Origin of the sequence: Streptomyces sp. NPDC089915 (assembly GCF_040684675.1) — a bacterium.
In the GTDB taxonomy this organism is placed as follows: Bacteria; Actinomycetota; Actinomycetes; order Streptomycetales; family Streptomycetaceae; genus Streptomyces.
This window is the reverse complement of sequence record NZ_JBFBGN010000041.1, coordinates 13419-27910: the sequence shown is the minus strand read 5'-3', so window position 1 is coordinate 27910 and position 14492 is coordinate 13419. Positions and strand designations below refer to the sequence as shown.

The following is a 14492-nucleotide window of genomic DNA, read 5'->3' as shown; positions in this document are numbered from 1 at the left end:
GTCAACGCTTGCGCACCGCCCGCAGCCACTCCTTGTTCATGGCGGCGATCGACGGCAGCGGGATGCCCTTCGGGCAGGCGGTGGCGCACTCGCCGGTCAGGGTGCAGCCGCCGAAGCCCTCGTCGTCCATCCGGGCCACCATGTCCAGCACCCGCGTCTCGCGCTCGGGCGAGCCCTGCGGGAGCACGTTCAGGTGGTTGACCTTGGCGGAGGTGAACAGCATCGCGGAGCCGTTGGGGCAGGCCGCGACGCAGGCGCCGCAGCCTATGCACTCGGCGTGTTCGAAGGCGGAGTCGGCGGCCGGCTTGGGGACGGCGGTGGCGTGCGCCTCGGGTGCGGAGCCGGTCGGGGCGGTGATGTAGCCGCCGGCCTGGATGATCCGGTCGAAGGCGCTGCGGTCCACCACGAGGTCCTTGACCACGGGGAAGGCCGAGGCCCGCCAGGGTTCGACGTCGATGGTGTCGCCGTCCGCGAAGGACCTCATGTGGAGCTGGCAGGTGGTGGTGCGTTCGGGTCCGTGGGCGTCGCCGTTGATGACGAGGCTGCACGCCCCGCAGATGCCCTCGCGGCAGTCGTGGTCGAAGGCAACCGGGTCCTCGCCGCGCAGGATGAGGTCCTCGTTGAGGGTGTCGAGCATCTCCAGGAAGGACATGTCCTTCGAGATGCCGTCGACCTCGTAGGAGGCCATGGCGCCGGGGACGGCGGCGTTCGGCTGGCGCCAGACGCGCAGGGTGAGCTTCATGCGTAGCTCCGCTGGGTGGGGTGGACGTACTCGAAGACGAGGTCTTCCTTGTGCAGGACGGGTGCGGCGGCGGTGCCGCGGTACTCCCAGGCGGCCGCGTAGGCGAACTCCTCGTCGCGGCGGGCCGCTTCGCCGTCCGGGGTCTGGGACTCCTCGCGGAAGTGGCCGCCGCAGGACTCGGCGCGGTGAAGGGCGTCGAGGCACATCAACTCGGCGAGTTCGAGGTAGTCGACGATGCGGTTGGCCTTCTCCAGCGACTGGTTGAACTCCTCGCCGCTGCCGGGGACCTTGATCCGCCGCCAGAACTCCTCGCGGATCTCCGGGATGCGGGCGAGGGCCTTGCGCAGTCCCTCCTCGGTGCGGGCCATCCCGCAGTACTCCCACATGAGTTCGCCGATCTCGCGGTGGAAGGAGTCGGGGGTGCGGTCCCCGTCGACGGCCAGGAGCTTCGCCAGGCAGTCGCGGGTCTCGCGGACGGCGGCGGCCGCCTCGGGGTGGCCGTCGTCGACCTCGTCCTGGTGCGGGTGGCGGGCGAGGTAGTCGTTGATGGTGGAGGGGAGGACGAAGTAGCCGTCGCCGAGGCCCTGCATCAGGGCGGAGGCGCCGAGGCGGTTGGCGCCGTGGTCGGAGAAGTTGGCCTCGCCGATGGCGAACAGGCCGGGGACGGTGGTCTGGAGGTCGTAGTCGACCCACAGTCCGCCCATCGTGTAGTGGACGGCCGGGTAGATCCGCATGGGGACCTCGTACGGGTTCTCCGCCGTGATCCGCTCGTACATCTCGAAGAGGTTGCCGTACTTCTCGGCGACCCTGTCCCGGCCCATGCGGCGGATGGCGTCGGCGAAGTCCAGGTAGACGCCCTGGCCGCCGGGGCCGACGCCGCGGCCCTCGTCGCAGACGTTCTTCGCGGCGCGGGAGGCGATGTCGCGGGGGACGAGGTTGCCGAAGGAGGGGTAGATCCGCTCCAGGTAGTAGTCGCGCTCGTCCTCGGGGATGTCGGCGGCGGGACGGGTGTCGCCCTTGGCCTTGGGGACCCAGATGCGGCCGTCGTTGCGCAGGGATTCGCTCATCAGGGTGAGCTTGGACTGGTGGTCGCCGGTGCGCGGGATACAGGTGGGGTGGATCTGGGTGAAGCAGGGGTTGGCGAAGTACGCGCCGCGCCGGTGCGCCCGCCAGACGGCGGTCGCGTTGGAGTTCATGGCGTTGGTGGAGAGGTAGAAGACGTTGCCGTAGCCGCCGGTGGCGAGGACCACGGCGTCGGCGTAGTACGTGTCGATGCGGCCGGTGACCAGGTCGCGGGCGACGATGCCGCGGGCGACCCCGTCGACGGTGATCAGGTCGAGCATCTCGGTGCGGGCGTGCAGTTCGACGTTGCCGGCGGCTATCTGCCGGGACAGTGCCTGGTAGGCGCCGAGGAGGAGCTGCTGGCCGGTCTGGCCGCGGGCGTAGAAGGTGCGGGAGACCTGGACGCCGCCGAAGGAGCGGGTGTCGAGGAGGCCGCCGTACTCGCGGGCGAAGGGGACGCCCTGGGCCACGCACTGGTCGATGATCTCGACGGAGATCTGGGCGAGGCGGTGGACGTTGGACTCGCGGGCGCGGAAGTCGCCGCCCTTGACGGTGTCGTAGAAGAGGCGGTGTACGGAGTCCCCGTCGTTGCGGTAGTTCTTGGCGGCGTTGATGCCGCCCTGGGCGGCGATGGAGTGGGCGCGGCGCGGGGAGTCGCTGTAGCAGAACTGGACCACGTGGTAGCCCTGCTCGGCGAGGGTCGCGCCGGCGGCACCGCCCGCCAGGCCGGTGCCGACGACGATCACGGTGTGCTTGCGGCGGTTGGCCGGGTTGACCAGCTTCGCCTCGAACCGGCGGCGGTCCCAGCGTTCGGCGATGGGGCCGGCGGGGGCCTTGGTGTCGGCGACGGGGTCGCCGGTGGTGTAGGCGGCGTACTCGGTGCTCATGGTCAGCTCACCACTCCGGTCATGACGGCGACGGGGACGGACACGAAGCCCGCGAAGAGGACGAGGGCCAGGGCGTCGGCCAGGAACCTCAGGGCGCGCTCGCGCCGGGCGCTGCCCGCGCCGAGGGTCTGGGCGGCGCTCCAGAAGCCGTGGCGGACGTGGAGGCCGAGGGCGGCCATGGCCGTGATGTAGATCGTGTTGCCGTACCAGGTGGAGAAGGTCGCGAGGACGTTCTCGTAGGGGTGGCCGGCCCAGGCGCGCTCGTTGACGGTGAGCGTGGTGAGGTCGAGGAGGTGCCAGACGATGAAGAGGGCGAGGATGACGCCGCCCCAGCGCATGGTGCGGGTGGCGTAGCTCGCGCGGCGCCGCTTGTGGGCGTACTTGACGGGGCGCGCCCTGAGGTCGCGGCGGCTGAGCTGGTAGGCGCAGACCGCGTGGGCGACGACGGCGGCGACCAGGACCACGCGGACGATCCACAGGGCCCACTCGTAGTGCAGGAACGGTTCGCCGAGGGTGCGCAGGGCGTGGGCGTAGCCGTTGAACTCCCCCGGCCCGAAGAAGATCTTGAGGTTGCCGAACATGTGCGCGACGAGGTAGCCGAGCATGATCAGACCGGAGACGGCCATCACGGACTTCTTGCCGACGGTGGAGTCCCAGAGCGTGCGCGGGGTGGACGGCCGTCGATCCGTCCGCGTTGCCAGAGCCATGAGGTAGACCGTAGGGACGAAGGTCCCGAAAGGTCCAAGACATGGTGGAGCTGATCGCGATAGACGTTCCCTATGGAACTTGGTGAGGGGCGCCGTTAGCCTGGGGAAATGCAGTTCCAGCAGCTCGTGTACTTCGTGGCCGTGGCCGAGACCCGGCACTTCACGCGCGCCGCCGAGCGGGAGCACGTGGCCCAGCCGTCGCTGTCGCAGCAGATCAAGGCACTGGAACGGGAGCTGGGCGCGGAGCTGTTCAGCCGGGCGCGGGGGAACATCGCGCTGACCGACGCGGGCGAGGCGCTGCTGCCGCTGGCCCGGCGGATCCTGGCCGACGCGGACACGGCGCGGCTGGAGGTGCAGGAGTTGCTCCAGCTGCGGCGCGGCCGGGTGCGGCTGGGGGCCACGCCGAGCGTGTGCACGGGGATGCTGCCGGGGGTGCTGCGCGCCTTCCACACGGCGCACCCGGGGATCGAGCTGCTGATCGAGGAGGGCGGTTCGCTGGACCTGGTACGGGAACTGGCGCGCGGGGTGCTGGACCTGGCCCTGATCGTCCTGCCGCTGCCGCCGTCGGCGCCGCCGCTGACCACGGTGGAGCTGCTGACGGAGGACCTGGTGGTGGTCTCCTCCCGCGACCTCCCGCCGCCGGGCGGGGGCGGGGAGCTGACGGTCGCCGGACTGCGCGAGGAGCCGATGGTGATGTTCCGGCACGGCTACGACCTGCGGGACCTGACGGTGGGCGCCTGCCGGGCGGCGGGGTTCGAGCCGGTGTTCACGGTGGAGGGCGGCGAGATGGACGCCGTCCTCGGCTTCGTGCGGGCGGGGCTGGGGGTGGCGGTGGTCCCGGAGATGGTCGTGGAACACGCCGGCCCGGGCCTGCGCGCCACCCGGCTCACCGGCTCCCCCCTCCGCCGCACGATCGCCCTGGCCCACCGCACGGACGTGGCCCCACCCCGCGCGGCCCGAGAACTGAAACGCATCCTGACCGCTTGACCAGCCCCACCGGGGGCCTCGGGCGCGCGGGGCCGGGGCGGGGCCGGGACAGCGGCCGGGGTCGGGGTCAGCGGCGGGGGTTGGGGTGGCAGGGGGCAGGGGGCAGGCCCGGACGGAGTCAGGGGCCGGGGCAGGCCCGCGCGGGGTCAGTGGACACGAGTCGGGCCGCACAGGGTCAGGGGGCCAGACCGAGCCCGCACGGGGCACCAGCCGGGTCGGGCGCGCACCGGGTCAGCGGCCAGAGTCAGGCCCGTACCAGGTCGGGGGGCCGGGTCAGGGGGACTTCGGGCGAGCGGGCCCGGGGGCCGGCCCCGATCGCGGGCCGTTCCCCGTACCGCTCCAACGCCCCGACCAGCTCGGTGACATACCGTGCGGCCATCCGCACACCCGCCTCTCCGGCCCGCTGCCCGGCGGGCCCTCACCGGGCATCATCCAGGGCCCGGCGGCCCGGCCGGCTCAGGCCCGGGATATCAGCGGGCCCAGCGTCCGGTCGAGACCTTCGGCCAGCATGCCGAAGGCCAGGTCGGCGTCGCCGACGGCGGCCGGATAGGCCTCGTCCGCCGTCACCCCCGCGGCCATCCGGCGCCAGTTCTCCCGGCCCAGCTCATGGCGGACCGCCACCAGATGCGTCGCGGCGAGGCGGGCCGCCAGCGGCTCGGCCCCCTCCGCCTCCAGGGCGTCAGCGAGCAGTTCCACCTCGCGGGCGGTGTAGTGGGCGATCCGGCCCTCCAGGCTCGCGGTGGAGTACAGCAGGCCCTGGAACGCGAGGACGTCCGGATGGTCGCAGAGTCCGGTGATGGGGTCGCGCTCGGCGAGGGCCGCCAGGAAGTGGTCGTGGAGCGCGCCCGACGGACCGCGACCCTCGGGCCGGTCGCGCACGATCCGCGCCGCCTCGTCCTGGTGGTCGGCGAACCGGTCCAGGACCAGATCCTCCTTGCTCGGGAAGTAGCGGAACAGGGTGGGTTTGGACACCTCGGCCGCCGCGGCCACGTCGGCCACGGACACGGCGTCGAAGCCCCGTTCCAGGAAGAGTTCCAGCGCCGTGGCCGCCAGCTGGCGACGCGTACGCAGTTTCTTGCTCTCGCGCAGACCCGTCGTGTTCTCCATGGAACCACCGTAGAGGAAAACTGCAACCAAGTCAATTTCTTAACCGGGTTGCATTTTTTCTCGCGAGGCGCTTTCCTTGGTTCAGCGACGAAGGACCGACGACGAGAGAGGACCCTTCCGATGACCGACGTACTGATCGCGGGCTCCGGCCCCACCGGACTCACCCTGGCCTGTGACCTGGCCCTGCGCGGGGTGTCCGTCCGCGTCCTCGACCAGCGGCCCACCCCCCACCGGGAGTCCCGCGGCAAGGGACTCACCCCGGACAGCCTGGAGGTCTTCGCCCGGCTCGGGACCGGGGAGCGGATGTCGGCCACCGGCGCCCGCGGCCTGGTCCTGCGCAAGTACTTCGACGGCGCCCACGTCAACGACACCCCGGACTCCGGCGGCGGCCTCCTGATCGGCCAGTGGCAGGTCGAGGAGATCCTCCGGGAGCGGCTGGCGGAGCTCGGCGTCCGCGTCGAGTACGGCACCCGGGTCACCGCGCTCGCGCAGGACCCTGCCGGGGTCACGGCCCGCCTGGCGGACGGCGGCTCGGTCCGCGCCGGGTACGCCGCCGGCTGCGACGGCGGGCACAGCACCACCCGCGAGCTCCTCGGTATCCCCTTCGAGGGGTACACCGAGGAGAAGCCGACGATGGTCGTCGGGGACGTGCGGGCCCCCGGGCTGAGCCGGGAGTACTGGCACCAGTGGTTCACGTCGGAGGGCGGCGGCATCATGCTCTGCCCGATGCCCGGGACGGACACCTTCCAGCTCCAGGCCTCCCCGGAGACGGATGGGCGGGGCGAGCCGCTGCCGGCCAGTCTGGAGGGCTTCCAACGGCTCTTCGACCGGCACGCCGGAGTGCCCGGCATACGGCTGACGGAGGCCACCTGGCTCTCCGACTGGCGGGTCAACGTCCGGCGGGCCGCCCGGATGCGCGAGGGCCGGATCCTGCTCGCCGGGGACGCCGCCCACGTCCACCCGATCGCCGGCGGGCTGGGCATGAACACCGGCATCCAGGACGCGGCCGCCCTCGCCCGCACCCTGGCCGCCGCCCTCACCGGCCCGGCGGGGGACGACGCCCTGGACGGCTACGAGGCCGAGCGCCTCCCGGCGGCCGAGCGGGTGCTGGCCGACACCTCCGAACGCCACCGGCGGGTCCTCGCCGCCGTCCGCGAGCCCGGCCGGGGAACGGAGGCCGGGATGCGCTGACCCTCACACCGTCGGCCCGCACACCGCCGAACGGCACACCGCCGGCCCGGGCTCCGCCGAACCGCGCACCACAGCCCCGGCCGGGCCCCGGCCCTACAGCTCGGTGGCCCCTGCCTCAGAGCCTTACGGCCCCAACGCCCACAGCACCCGCCTCTGGGCCTCGCGGGCTCACGGCCCCAGGTCCCCGCGGCCCCCGCCCCAGGGCCCACTGGCTCACGGCCGGACGGCCTCAGGCCCCCAAGGCCTCAGCCGGTGGGTACGGCGTCGCAGAGGGAGAGAGTGTGGATGCTGTCCGGGGAGCCCGGGCGGGCGTAGTACCAGCCCTGGGCCGTGTCGCAGCCGAGGGCGCGGAGCTGGGCCGCCTGGGCACCGGTCTCCACTCCCTCGACCGTGACGGCGAGCTCCAGGCTGTGGGCCAGGGCGACGATGCCCTCCACGATCTTGACGTCGACGGGGTCGGCCGGCTCCTGCTGCATCCCCTGGGTGAAGGAGCGGTCCAGCTTCAGGACGCTGACCGGCAGCCGGCGCAGGTTGGCCAGGTTCGAGTAGCCGGTGCCGAAGTCGTCGAGGGCGATGTCCACGCCGAGCGCGGCGAGCCGGCGCAGCGGTTCGAGGAGTTCGTCGTCCGCGCCGATCAGCGCCGACTCGGTGACCTCCAGGCACAGCGCGCCCGGGGCCAGGCCGGAGGACTCCAGGACGCGCAGGGTGTCGGCGACCAGGCCGGGGTGGGTCAGCTGGGTCGGCGAGAGGTTGACGTTGACCCGCAGGGGCGCCCCGCCGTGCTGGCGCTGCCAGTTCCGGGCCTGGCGGACGGACTCCTCCAGGACCCAGCGGCCGAGCGGCACGATCAGGCCGGTCCGTTCGGCGAGCGGGATGAACCGGTCCGGTCCGAGCACCCCGTACTGGGGGTGCGACCAGCGCACCAGCGCCTCCGCGCCGCGCACGCTGCCGTCGTGCAGGTGTACCAGGGGCTGGTACTCGATGAAGAACTCGCCGCGTTCCAGGGCCGCGGGCAGGGCGTTGGTCAGGCCGTGGCGGGTGATGGCGCGGGCGTCGGCCTCGGCGTCGGCGAACTCGAAGCGGTTGCCGCCGGCCGCCTTGGCCCGGTACATGGTGATGTCGGCGCTGCGCAGCACCTCGGCCGGGGTGCGCTCGCCCGAGGTGCCCTCGACGATGCCGATGCTGCCGCGCACGGACAGTTCGCGGCCCTCCAGCCGGATGGGCGTGGACAGGGCGGTCAGGATGCGGACGGCGAGGTCGCTGACCTTCTCCTCGGTCTGGGCTCCGGGGCCGGTAGTGAGGGCCACGAACTCGTCGCCGCCCAGGCGTGCGACGACCTCGCCCGGTCCGGTGGCGCAGCTCTGCAGCCGGTCGGCGACCTCCACGAGGAGGCGGTCGCCCGCCGAGTGGCCGAGGCTGTCGTTGACGGCCTTGAACCCGTCGAGGTCGAGGTAGCACAGGCCGAAGCGGTTGCCGGGGGCGGCGCCCAGGGCCTTCTCCAGCCGTTCGAAGAACAGCGTGCGGTTGGGCAGTCCGGTCAGCGCGTCGTGGGTGGCCTCGTAGCGCAGGCGCAGGTTGAGCAGCCGGCGTTCGGTGGTGTCCTCCATCAGGGCCAGCTGGTACTGCGGGGCGCCGTCGGCGTCGCGCAGCAGGGACACCGTGAGGTTGGTCCACAGGACGGTGCCGTCGTGCCGGTAGTAGGGCTTCTCCACGCGGTAGTGCTCGCGCTCGCCGCGGACGAGTTCCCCGTACATCTTCCAGACGTGCGGGGTGTCGTCGGGGTGGCCCCACTCGCTGACGTTGCGGCTGCGGACGTGGCCCTCCAGGCCGCCGAACATCTTGAGGAGGGTGTCGTTGACCTCCAGGATGTTCCCGTCGAGGTCGGCGATGCCGATGCCGACGGCCGCGCCCTCGAAGACGGCGCGGAAGCGCTCCTCGCTGGCGTGCAGGGCCTGCTGGGCGTCGATGCGCGCGGTCAGGGCGGAGCGGGCGATGGCCTCCTGCTCCCGCAGGGTCCGCTCGCGCAGCGCGCGGGCGAATCCGGCGGCGATGCCGTGCTGGAGCCGGGCGCAGCGGGAGCGGTACTCCTCGGTGCTTTCGCTGCCGTCGGCTCCGGTCCCGCCGCCGGTGCCCGTGCCGTCCGGGCCGCAGTACAGGACCAGGTAGGACTCGACCACGCCGAGGGTGCCGGCGAGGGCCTCGGGGTCGGTGCAGTGCACGGCGACGAGTTCGGCGCCGACGCCCTGGGCGACGCCCGCGTCGAAGGGGCGGGCGTGCAGGGCCTCGGTGAGGGTGCGCGCGAGCGGGACGAGGTGCCGTTCGAACTCGGGGCGGGTCAGCGAGGTGGCCGTGACCGGGAAGATGGCCCGGCCCCAGATGGTCGCGAAGCGGGCGATCCGGTCGTCGCGGTCGCCGATCGGGTCGCGCTGCGGCGCCCGGCCGGTATGCGGGACGGGCGGTTCCGTACCGGCCGCGGGTGCCGGTACGGGTGCGGAAGCGGCGCCGCCGGCCGGCTGGGGCCGGCCGGGGGTCGCGGGCGGGGGTGTCGGAGCGGGGAGTCTCACGCCTTGCGTCCCACGCCGCCGAAGCCCGAGAAGGCGTACGGGTCCTCGGGGGCCTCGCCCTCGGCGAGCGGGCCGGTGCGGTCGGGGCGCCAGTCGGGCATGGAGACGACCCCGGGCTCCAGCAGCTCGAACCCGTCGAAGAAGCCGGCGATCTCCTCGTGGCCGCGCATGACGAGCGGGTTGCGGATGTCGCGGTAGACGCCGACGGTCCCGGCCGCGACCTCCTCGCTGAGCGGGATGCCCTCGTAGGAGGCGTGGGTGAGGATCAGCATGCTGCCGGGGGCCAGGGCGTCGCGCAGCTGCGCGACGGCGGCGTAGGGCTGGTCGGTGTCCTCGAGGAAGTGCAGGACGGCGACGAGCATCAGGGCGACGGGCCGGTCGAGGTCGAGCAGCCGGCGGACCTCGGGGGCGGCCAGGACGTCCTGGGGCTTGCGCAGGTCCGCGGCGACGACGTCGGTCTGGTCGTCGTCGGCCAGGACGGCCCGGCTGTGCGCGACGGCGACCGGGTCGTGGTCGACGTAGACGACGCGGGCCTCGGGGGTGGCGGCGCGGGCTATCTCGTGGACGTTGCCGAAGGTGGGGATGCCGGAGCCGATGTCGAGGAACTGGGTGACGCCCTCGGCGACGGCGTGGCGGACGGCGCGGCGCATGAACGCCCGGTTCGCCTGCATGACCTTGGGCAGGCCCGGCATGAATTCCATGGCCCGGCGGGCCGCCTGGCGGTCGACCTCGAAATTGTGGGAGCCGCCCAGGTAGTAATCGTAGATACGGGACACGCTGGGCACCGATATGTCGATGCCTGGCGGGGCCCAGGCGGGGCGTTCCATCGGGGTCTCCAAGCCGTCGGCGTGTCGTGGTCGTACCTGGTCCGCCCGGGGGTCGGGCGGGGGTCGGACTGCTGTCCGAGCCGAATGTACTGATCATTGCCCAACAGGGCGAGCAAAAGCGGAAATTGCCGGTCCGTTCTTGGTCACACACCAAAGGCGACCGGAGCCGCCCGGCGGCGCTGCGGAAACCGACAAATACCTTTTGGGAATTGACCAGCGTTCAACCACAACCGATCAGAACCTGTCTCAAACCTCACCGGTCGATGAACCGCCCGTTCGGGCGAACCACTCCCGGGTTCCCGCGTGCGCGGGCGCGCGCGTGCCCATGCTCCCCGGGTGAACAGAGCCTTAGCCAGACGCCTGCTGGCGGTGCCGGTCCTGCTGTGGGCGACCCTGTCGGCCACTCCGGCGGTGGCCGATAGCCGCGCCTACGCGACGATCGGCACCGGTGACGACGGGACCGCCGCGTGGGCGTACGCGTCCGCCGGCGGCGGCGCGGCCGCGGCCGCCCGGGGTGGCGGACATCACGACGACGGACCGGCCAAGGGGCGCGGCCACGACAAGGGCCGCGGCCACGGGCACGAGCACCACTGCCCTCCACCCCCTCCCCCGCCCTGCCCGCCGAAGCCCACCCCGACGCCCACGCCGACCCCCACTCCGACCCCCACCCCCACGCCGCCCAAGCCGACCCCGCCGCCCAAACCCACCCCTCCGCCGCCTCCGCCCCCGCCGTCCCCCGAGCCGCCCAAGCCCGCACCCCCGGCACCCGAGCCGCCCGCACCGAAACCGCCCGCACCCCGGGTGTACCGGGCCCCCGCGCCTCCCCCGCCGCAGCCCGCGCCGCCTCCGCCGCCCACCCCCGCGCCGAAGCCGCCGGCGCCCAAGCCGAAGGTGCCCAGGCCCGCGTACCACACCGCCACGCGCAAACCGGTCGAACACCACATCTCGCCCGTCACGTTCACCCTCATGACCGCCGCCCCGGCCGTGCTCGCGATCGTCGCGCTGCGCCCGCGCTAGGCCGCGCCCGCCCACGCCCGGCCGCCGCCGCCCGGTGCGCCCGCCGGCCGCCCGGCCGCCCGGCCCCCACCTTCACCCCTCGCCCCATCCCATCGATCGGGAGTCGTCTTGTCGGAATGGCTCGTCCTGTCCCTCGCGATGGCCGCGGCCTGTGCCGTGGTGCTGTCCATCGCCTTCTTCAACCACCGCAGGATCACTGAGGACGACGATCCGAACGAGACCCCGGACGTCATCGAGTACATGACGATGATGATCGGGGTGATCTACGCGATCGTCCTCGGCCTGGCGATCGCCGGCGTCTGGGAGGGCCGCGGCGCCGCCCAGGAGTACGTGCGCCAGGAGTCCCAGGCCCTGCACGAGATCAGCGTCCGCTCCGAGGTCTACCCGGCCGAGGTGCGCAAGAGGATCCGCTCCGACGTCGACGCGTACGTGACCTACGTGGTCGACACCGAGTGGGACCACATGTCCAAGAAGAACGAGCTCACCGACAAGAGCGGCCAGCTCCTGGAGAAGATCCGCCGCGACGTGACGGACTACGAGCCGCAGACCGACCACGAGGGACAGGCCTACCAGCCCCTGGTCGACCAGGTCGCGCTGGTGGACGACGCCCGCAACGCCCGGGGCCAGAGCGCCGGGGCCACCATGCCCGGCGTGGTGTGGTTCGGGCTGATCGCCGGAGCCCTGGTGACCGTCGGGCTGATCTTCACCCTGCAGATCCGCCGCTCGTTCCGCGAGCTCCTGCTCGCCGGCCTGTTCAGCGCGCTGATCGCCTTCCTGCTGTTCCTCATCTGGGACTTCGACGCGCCCTTCGGGCGGGGGATCGCGGCCACCGCCGAGCCCTTCCTCGCCCAGTTCCCGCACCTCGGCCTGAAGAGCTGAGCGACCGGGGCGCGGCCGGGCCGGGTAAACCGGGGACGGGGGGTCCGTCCCCGGTTCGGCCTACGGCCGTGCCCCATTCGCCCGCTTCTGATCGCGGGTCACCGGACCGGGACCTAGCGTGGCGAGCAGCGAGGCACACCACCCCCCGACGTGCGGAGACGCTGCGCGACTGTGCCCCGCAGATCCGGAGGAACGCGTCCATGGGTGCGATACGCAGCTCCGCCACCGCCCTGCTGAGCGCCGGCGCCACGGGCCTCGCCCTCGCGCTCGGCGCCTTCGGCGCGCCCGCCGCCCTCGCGGCCGAGGCGGCACCCGCCACCTCCTTCGCCTTCGCCGTCACCCCCTCGACGGTCGCACCCGGCGGCACCGTGACCCTCTCCGTCAGCAACTGCGGCGCCGCCTACGCCACCGCCTCGTCCGGGGTCTTCGACACCGTGACCATCGAGCGGGGCAAGACCGTCAAGGTCAAGGTCGACCGCGACGCCCGCCCGGGCGCCCTGTACTCCGTCACCTTCACCTGCAACGGGGAGAACGGCTCCGCCGACCTCACCATCTCCGGCGCCACGTCGAGGCCCAGCACCAGCTCCACCACCGGCCCCCGGCGCACCCCCTCCCCCACCGCCACCTCCGGCACGGGCCTGCGGCCTCCGCCGCTCACCCCGCCGAACCGCACCACCGCGCCCGCGCGGACCACACCGCCGGCCCGCACCACCCCCGCCCCGCGCACGACCCCCGTGCCGAGCGCGACCACCGCCACGCTCGGCGTGCGCGGCGGGCTGGGCGGCAGCATCGCCGGGGCGCACCCGGCCGAGCTCGCCGCGGGCGCCGGGCTGTTCGCCGCCGCCGCGGGCGGCGCGGCGTACGCCCTGCGCCGGCGCCGCGCGGCCCGCGGCCACTGACGCCGCCCGGGCCCCCGCGGACGCGGCCGGGCCCGGGGTCGGCGCCGAGCTCCCCTGGAACGCCTCAGGACCGGGCTGCGGCGGCCGGACGGCGGCGGCGCACCACGTGCACGCCCGCGCCGAGGGCCGCGACACCGACCAGGCCGGCCCCGATGGCCGTCTCGACGGTGGACGGGCCGAAGGAACCGCCGAGGCCGCCCTGCGCCCCGTTGCCCGCCAGGATGGTGAAGCGGTGCGTGGCGACGAGGCTGTTGTCGTGGCACTTCACCGACAGGGTGTGGTGGCCCGGCGAGGCGTGGTTGAAGATCCGGACGGTGGCGAAGCCGATGGAGCCGGCCGACAGGTTGGTCTGCGGGAAGTTGCCGTGCGACCAGACCGTGCCGCCGTGGCCGCAGCCGGCCGCGCTGACCTGCATCGAGGCGCCCTGGTGCACGGAGTAGGGGTTGACCGTGACGTTGCTCGGCCCGTTGCCGCCGCCGTTCGGGGGGTTCGCGGCGGCGAACGTGGCACTGAGCCCGAGCGCGGCGCAGGCGGCCGCGGTCACGGTGAGAGCGCGGAAAGCACGCATGGTGGAACCTCCAGCGGAAGAGCGCCCCGGAGCGGTGGCCCGGGCAGATCGACGAGAACGCCTCCCATCACGAACCCTCGCGGTGGCTCGCAACCAGCGCATTTCCGCCCTTGGGCCGCCCGGTTGAGCGACACGCCGAAGCGCGTCCGGCGGATCTGACGGATCCGCAGGTCACGAGCCGTCAGGCATTTATGTGATGATTACCTGGATGGCCGCACCCCAACCGGGCGCACCACCCGTTCGCCCCTCCCCGATCGCCGTCCCGCACTTCCGGCCTTAGCGTGCGGGAAGAAGGGCGTACAGGGGAGGGACTGGAACGCGGGTCGGGACCCCCGCGTCGGGAAGGGAGAGCCATGCTCGAGGACGAGACCGAGCAGCGGCCGAGGAGACGCTCCCCATGGGGCGTGCTCGCACTGGCACTGCTCAGCGGCCTCGCCATGATGCGCAACGGGGCGAACGTGGAGGACGGGCCTCCGCAGCCCACCGCCGCGGCGGCCGTCGCCACACGGGCCGACCAGCAGCCGGCCAACGCGCCGACGCCGGCCGCGGACATGGAGGTGCTGGACCACTCGTCGGTGCAGCGCATCCGGATTCCGACGATCAACGTGGACGCGCCGGTGATGACGGTCGGCCTGGACGCGCAGGGGTGGATCGACGCCCCGCCGCCGCAGGACCGCAACCTGGCGGGCTGGTACCTCAACGGCATCTCGCCGGGCCAGCAGGGGTCGTCGGTGATCGTGGGCCACGTGGACAACGCGCAGGGCCCGGCGGTCTTCTACGGCCTGGGCTCGCTCAAGCCGGGCAACCACATCGAGGTGGAGCGCTACGACGGCCGGACGGCGGTCTTCGAGGTGTACGGCGTGGAGGTGTTCGCCAAGGACGCCTTCCCCGGCGCGCGGGTGTACGGGGACACCGGGCACCCGGAGCTGCGGGTGATCACCTGTGGCGGCGGCTACTCGAAGGCCAAGGGCTACGACGGGAACGTGGTCGTGTTCGCGCGGATGGTGGAGGCCCGCTGAGAAATCGTTTCCCCCCAGGCTGGGCCGCCGCCCCCG

At 73.2% G+C, this 14492-nt stretch carries 14 protein-coding genes; 6 read left to right on the top strand and 8 right to left on the bottom strand.

Annotation, left to right across the window (positions count from 1 at the left end; genetic code table 11):
• Position 1 precedes the first annotated feature (1 nt).
• From AB0O29_RS15345 to AB0O29_RS15335, 3 genes are read right to left on the bottom strand one after another with little or no spacing between them, the layout of a single operon-like run.
• The gene (locus AB0O29_RS15345; RefSeq protein WP_365151725.1) at positions 2-742 is read right to left on the bottom strand and encodes a succinate dehydrogenase/fumarate reductase iron-sulfur subunit; all 741 of its coding nucleotides are present in this window, start codon (positions 740-742) and stop codon (positions 2-4) included.
• Positions 739-2691 (bottom strand): fumarate reductase/succinate dehydrogenase flavoprotein subunit, encoded by a 1953-nt coding sequence (locus AB0O29_RS15340; RefSeq protein ID WP_365151723.1) that lies wholly within the window; start codon positions 2689-2691, stop codon positions 739-741. Before AB0O29_RS15340 ends, AB0O29_RS15345 begins: the two co-directional genes overlap by 4 nt.
• A gap of 2 nt (positions 2692-2693) precedes the next feature.
• Entirely contained in the window at positions 2694-3398 is a 705-nt protein-coding gene (locus AB0O29_RS15335; RefSeq protein WP_365151721.1) for a succinate dehydrogenase cytochrome b subunit, read from the bottom strand.
• Between the two features lie 108 nt (positions 3399-3506).
• Between AB0O29_RS15335 and AB0O29_RS15330 the strand changes: the two genes are divergently transcribed.
• Complete coding sequence (locus AB0O29_RS15330; protein ID WP_365151719.1) at positions 3507-4385, top strand: LysR family transcriptional regulator; 879 nt, start codon at positions 3507-3509, stop codon at positions 4383-4385.
• Between the two features lie 244 nt (positions 4386-4629).
• On the opposite strand, the gene AB0O29_RS15325 is transcribed toward AB0O29_RS15330, so the two are convergent.
• Positions 4630-4764, bottom strand: a complete 135-nt coding sequence (locus AB0O29_RS15325; protein WP_365151717.1) for a hypothetical protein — start codon at positions 4762-4764, stop codon at positions 4630-4632.
• A gap of 77 nt (positions 4765-4841) precedes the next feature.
• On the bottom strand, positions 4842-5492 hold the full coding sequence (locus AB0O29_RS15320) for a TetR family transcriptional regulator (protein WP_365151716.1): 651 nt from the start codon (positions 5490-5492) through the stop codon (positions 4842-4844).
• A gap of 120 nt (positions 5493-5612) precedes the next feature.
• Between AB0O29_RS15320 and AB0O29_RS15315 the strand changes: the two genes are divergently transcribed.
• Positions 5613-6683, top strand: a complete 1071-nt coding sequence (locus tag AB0O29_RS15315; RefSeq protein WP_365151714.1) for an FAD-dependent monooxygenase — start codon at positions 5613-5615, stop codon at positions 6681-6683.
• Positions 6684-6928: 245 nt separating this feature from the next.
• Here AB0O29_RS15315 and AB0O29_RS15310 read toward each other — a convergent pair whose 3' ends face one another.
• Positions 6929-9100, bottom strand: a complete 2172-nt coding sequence (locus AB0O29_RS15310) for an EAL domain-containing protein (RefSeq protein WP_365151773.1) — start codon at positions 9098-9100, stop codon at positions 6929-6931.
• Between the two features lie 143 nt (positions 9101-9243).
• Positions 9244-10074: an SAM-dependent methyltransferase gene (locus tag AB0O29_RS15305; protein WP_365151712.1), complete on the bottom strand. Its 831-nt coding sequence runs from the start codon at positions 10072-10074 to the stop codon at positions 9244-9246.
• Positions 10075-10410: 336 nt separating this feature from the next.
• Here AB0O29_RS15305 and AB0O29_RS15300 point away from each other — a divergent pair, with 336 nt between their 5' ends.
• The 3 genes from AB0O29_RS15300 (at position 10411) to AB0O29_RS15290 (ending at position 12869) form a co-directional block, all read left to right on the top strand.
• Positions 10411-11091, top strand: a complete 681-nt coding sequence (locus tag AB0O29_RS15300) for a hypothetical protein (protein WP_365151710.1) — start codon at positions 10411-10413, stop codon at positions 11089-11091.
• A gap of 108 nt (positions 11092-11199) precedes the next feature.
• Positions 11200-11970 (top strand): hypothetical protein, encoded by a 771-nt coding sequence (locus AB0O29_RS15295; RefSeq protein ID WP_365151708.1) that lies wholly within the window; start codon positions 11200-11202, stop codon positions 11968-11970.
• 200 nt (positions 11971-12170) lie between these two features.
• Positions 12171-12869, top strand: coding sequence for a hypothetical protein (locus AB0O29_RS15290; protein ID WP_365151706.1), 699 nt, complete (start codon positions 12171-12173; stop codon positions 12867-12869).
• A gap of 64 nt (positions 12870-12933) precedes the next feature.
• On the opposite strand, the gene AB0O29_RS15285 is transcribed toward AB0O29_RS15290, so the two are convergent.
• On the bottom strand, positions 12934-13437 hold the full coding sequence (locus AB0O29_RS15285) for a hypothetical protein (RefSeq protein WP_365151705.1): 504 nt from the start codon (positions 13435-13437) through the stop codon (positions 12934-12936).
• Positions 13438-13790: 353 nt separating this feature from the next.
• Here AB0O29_RS15285 and AB0O29_RS15280 point away from each other — a divergent pair, with 353 nt between their 5' ends.
• Entirely contained in the window at positions 13791-14456 is a 666-nt protein-coding gene (locus AB0O29_RS15280) for a class F sortase (protein WP_365151703.1), read from the top strand.
• Positions 14457-14492: the final 36 nt, after the last annotated feature.

Bases quoted from the DNA above. Each gene is read 5' to 3' on its own strand.
- AB0O29_RS15305 (WP_365151712.1), bottom strand. From the start codon at position 10,074: ATGGAACGCCCCGCCTGGGCCCCGCCAGGCATCGACATATCGGTGCCC.
- AB0O29_RS15290 (WP_365151706.1), top strand. From the start codon at position 12,171: ATGGGTGCGATACGCAGCTCCGCCACCGCCCTGCTGAGCGCCGGCGCC.
- AB0O29_RS15340 (WP_365151723.1), bottom strand. From the start codon at position 2,691: ATGAGCACCGAGTACGCCGCCTACACCACCGGCGACCCCGTCGCCGAC.
- AB0O29_RS15285 (WP_365151705.1), bottom strand. From the start codon at position 13,437: ATGCGTGCTTTCCGCGCTCTCACCGTGACCGCGGCCGCCTGCGCCGCG.
- AB0O29_RS15280 (WP_365151703.1), top strand. From the start codon at position 13,791: ATGCTCGAGGACGAGACCGAGCAGCGGCCGAGGAGACGCTCCCCATGG.
- AB0O29_RS15345 (WP_365151725.1), bottom strand. From the start codon at position 742: ATGAAGCTCACCCTGCGCGTCTGGCGCCAGCCGAACGCCGCCGTCCCC.
- AB0O29_RS15315 (WP_365151714.1), top strand. From the start codon at position 5,613: ATGACCGACGTACTGATCGCGGGCTCCGGCCCCACCGGACTCACCCTG.
- AB0O29_RS15330 (WP_365151719.1), top strand. From the start codon at position 3,507: ATGCAGTTCCAGCAGCTCGTGTACTTCGTGGCCGTGGCCGAGACCCGG.
- AB0O29_RS15320 (WP_365151716.1), bottom strand. From the start codon at position 5,492: ATGGAGAACACGACGGGTCTGCGCGAGAGCAAGAAACTGCGTACGCGT.
- AB0O29_RS15325 (WP_365151717.1), bottom strand. From the start codon at position 4,764: ATGGCCGCACGGTATGTCACCGAGCTGGTCGGGGCGTTGGAGCGGTAC.
- AB0O29_RS15335 (WP_365151721.1), bottom strand. From the start codon at position 3,398: ATGGCTCTGGCAACGCGGACGGATCGACGGCCGTCCACCCCGCGCACG.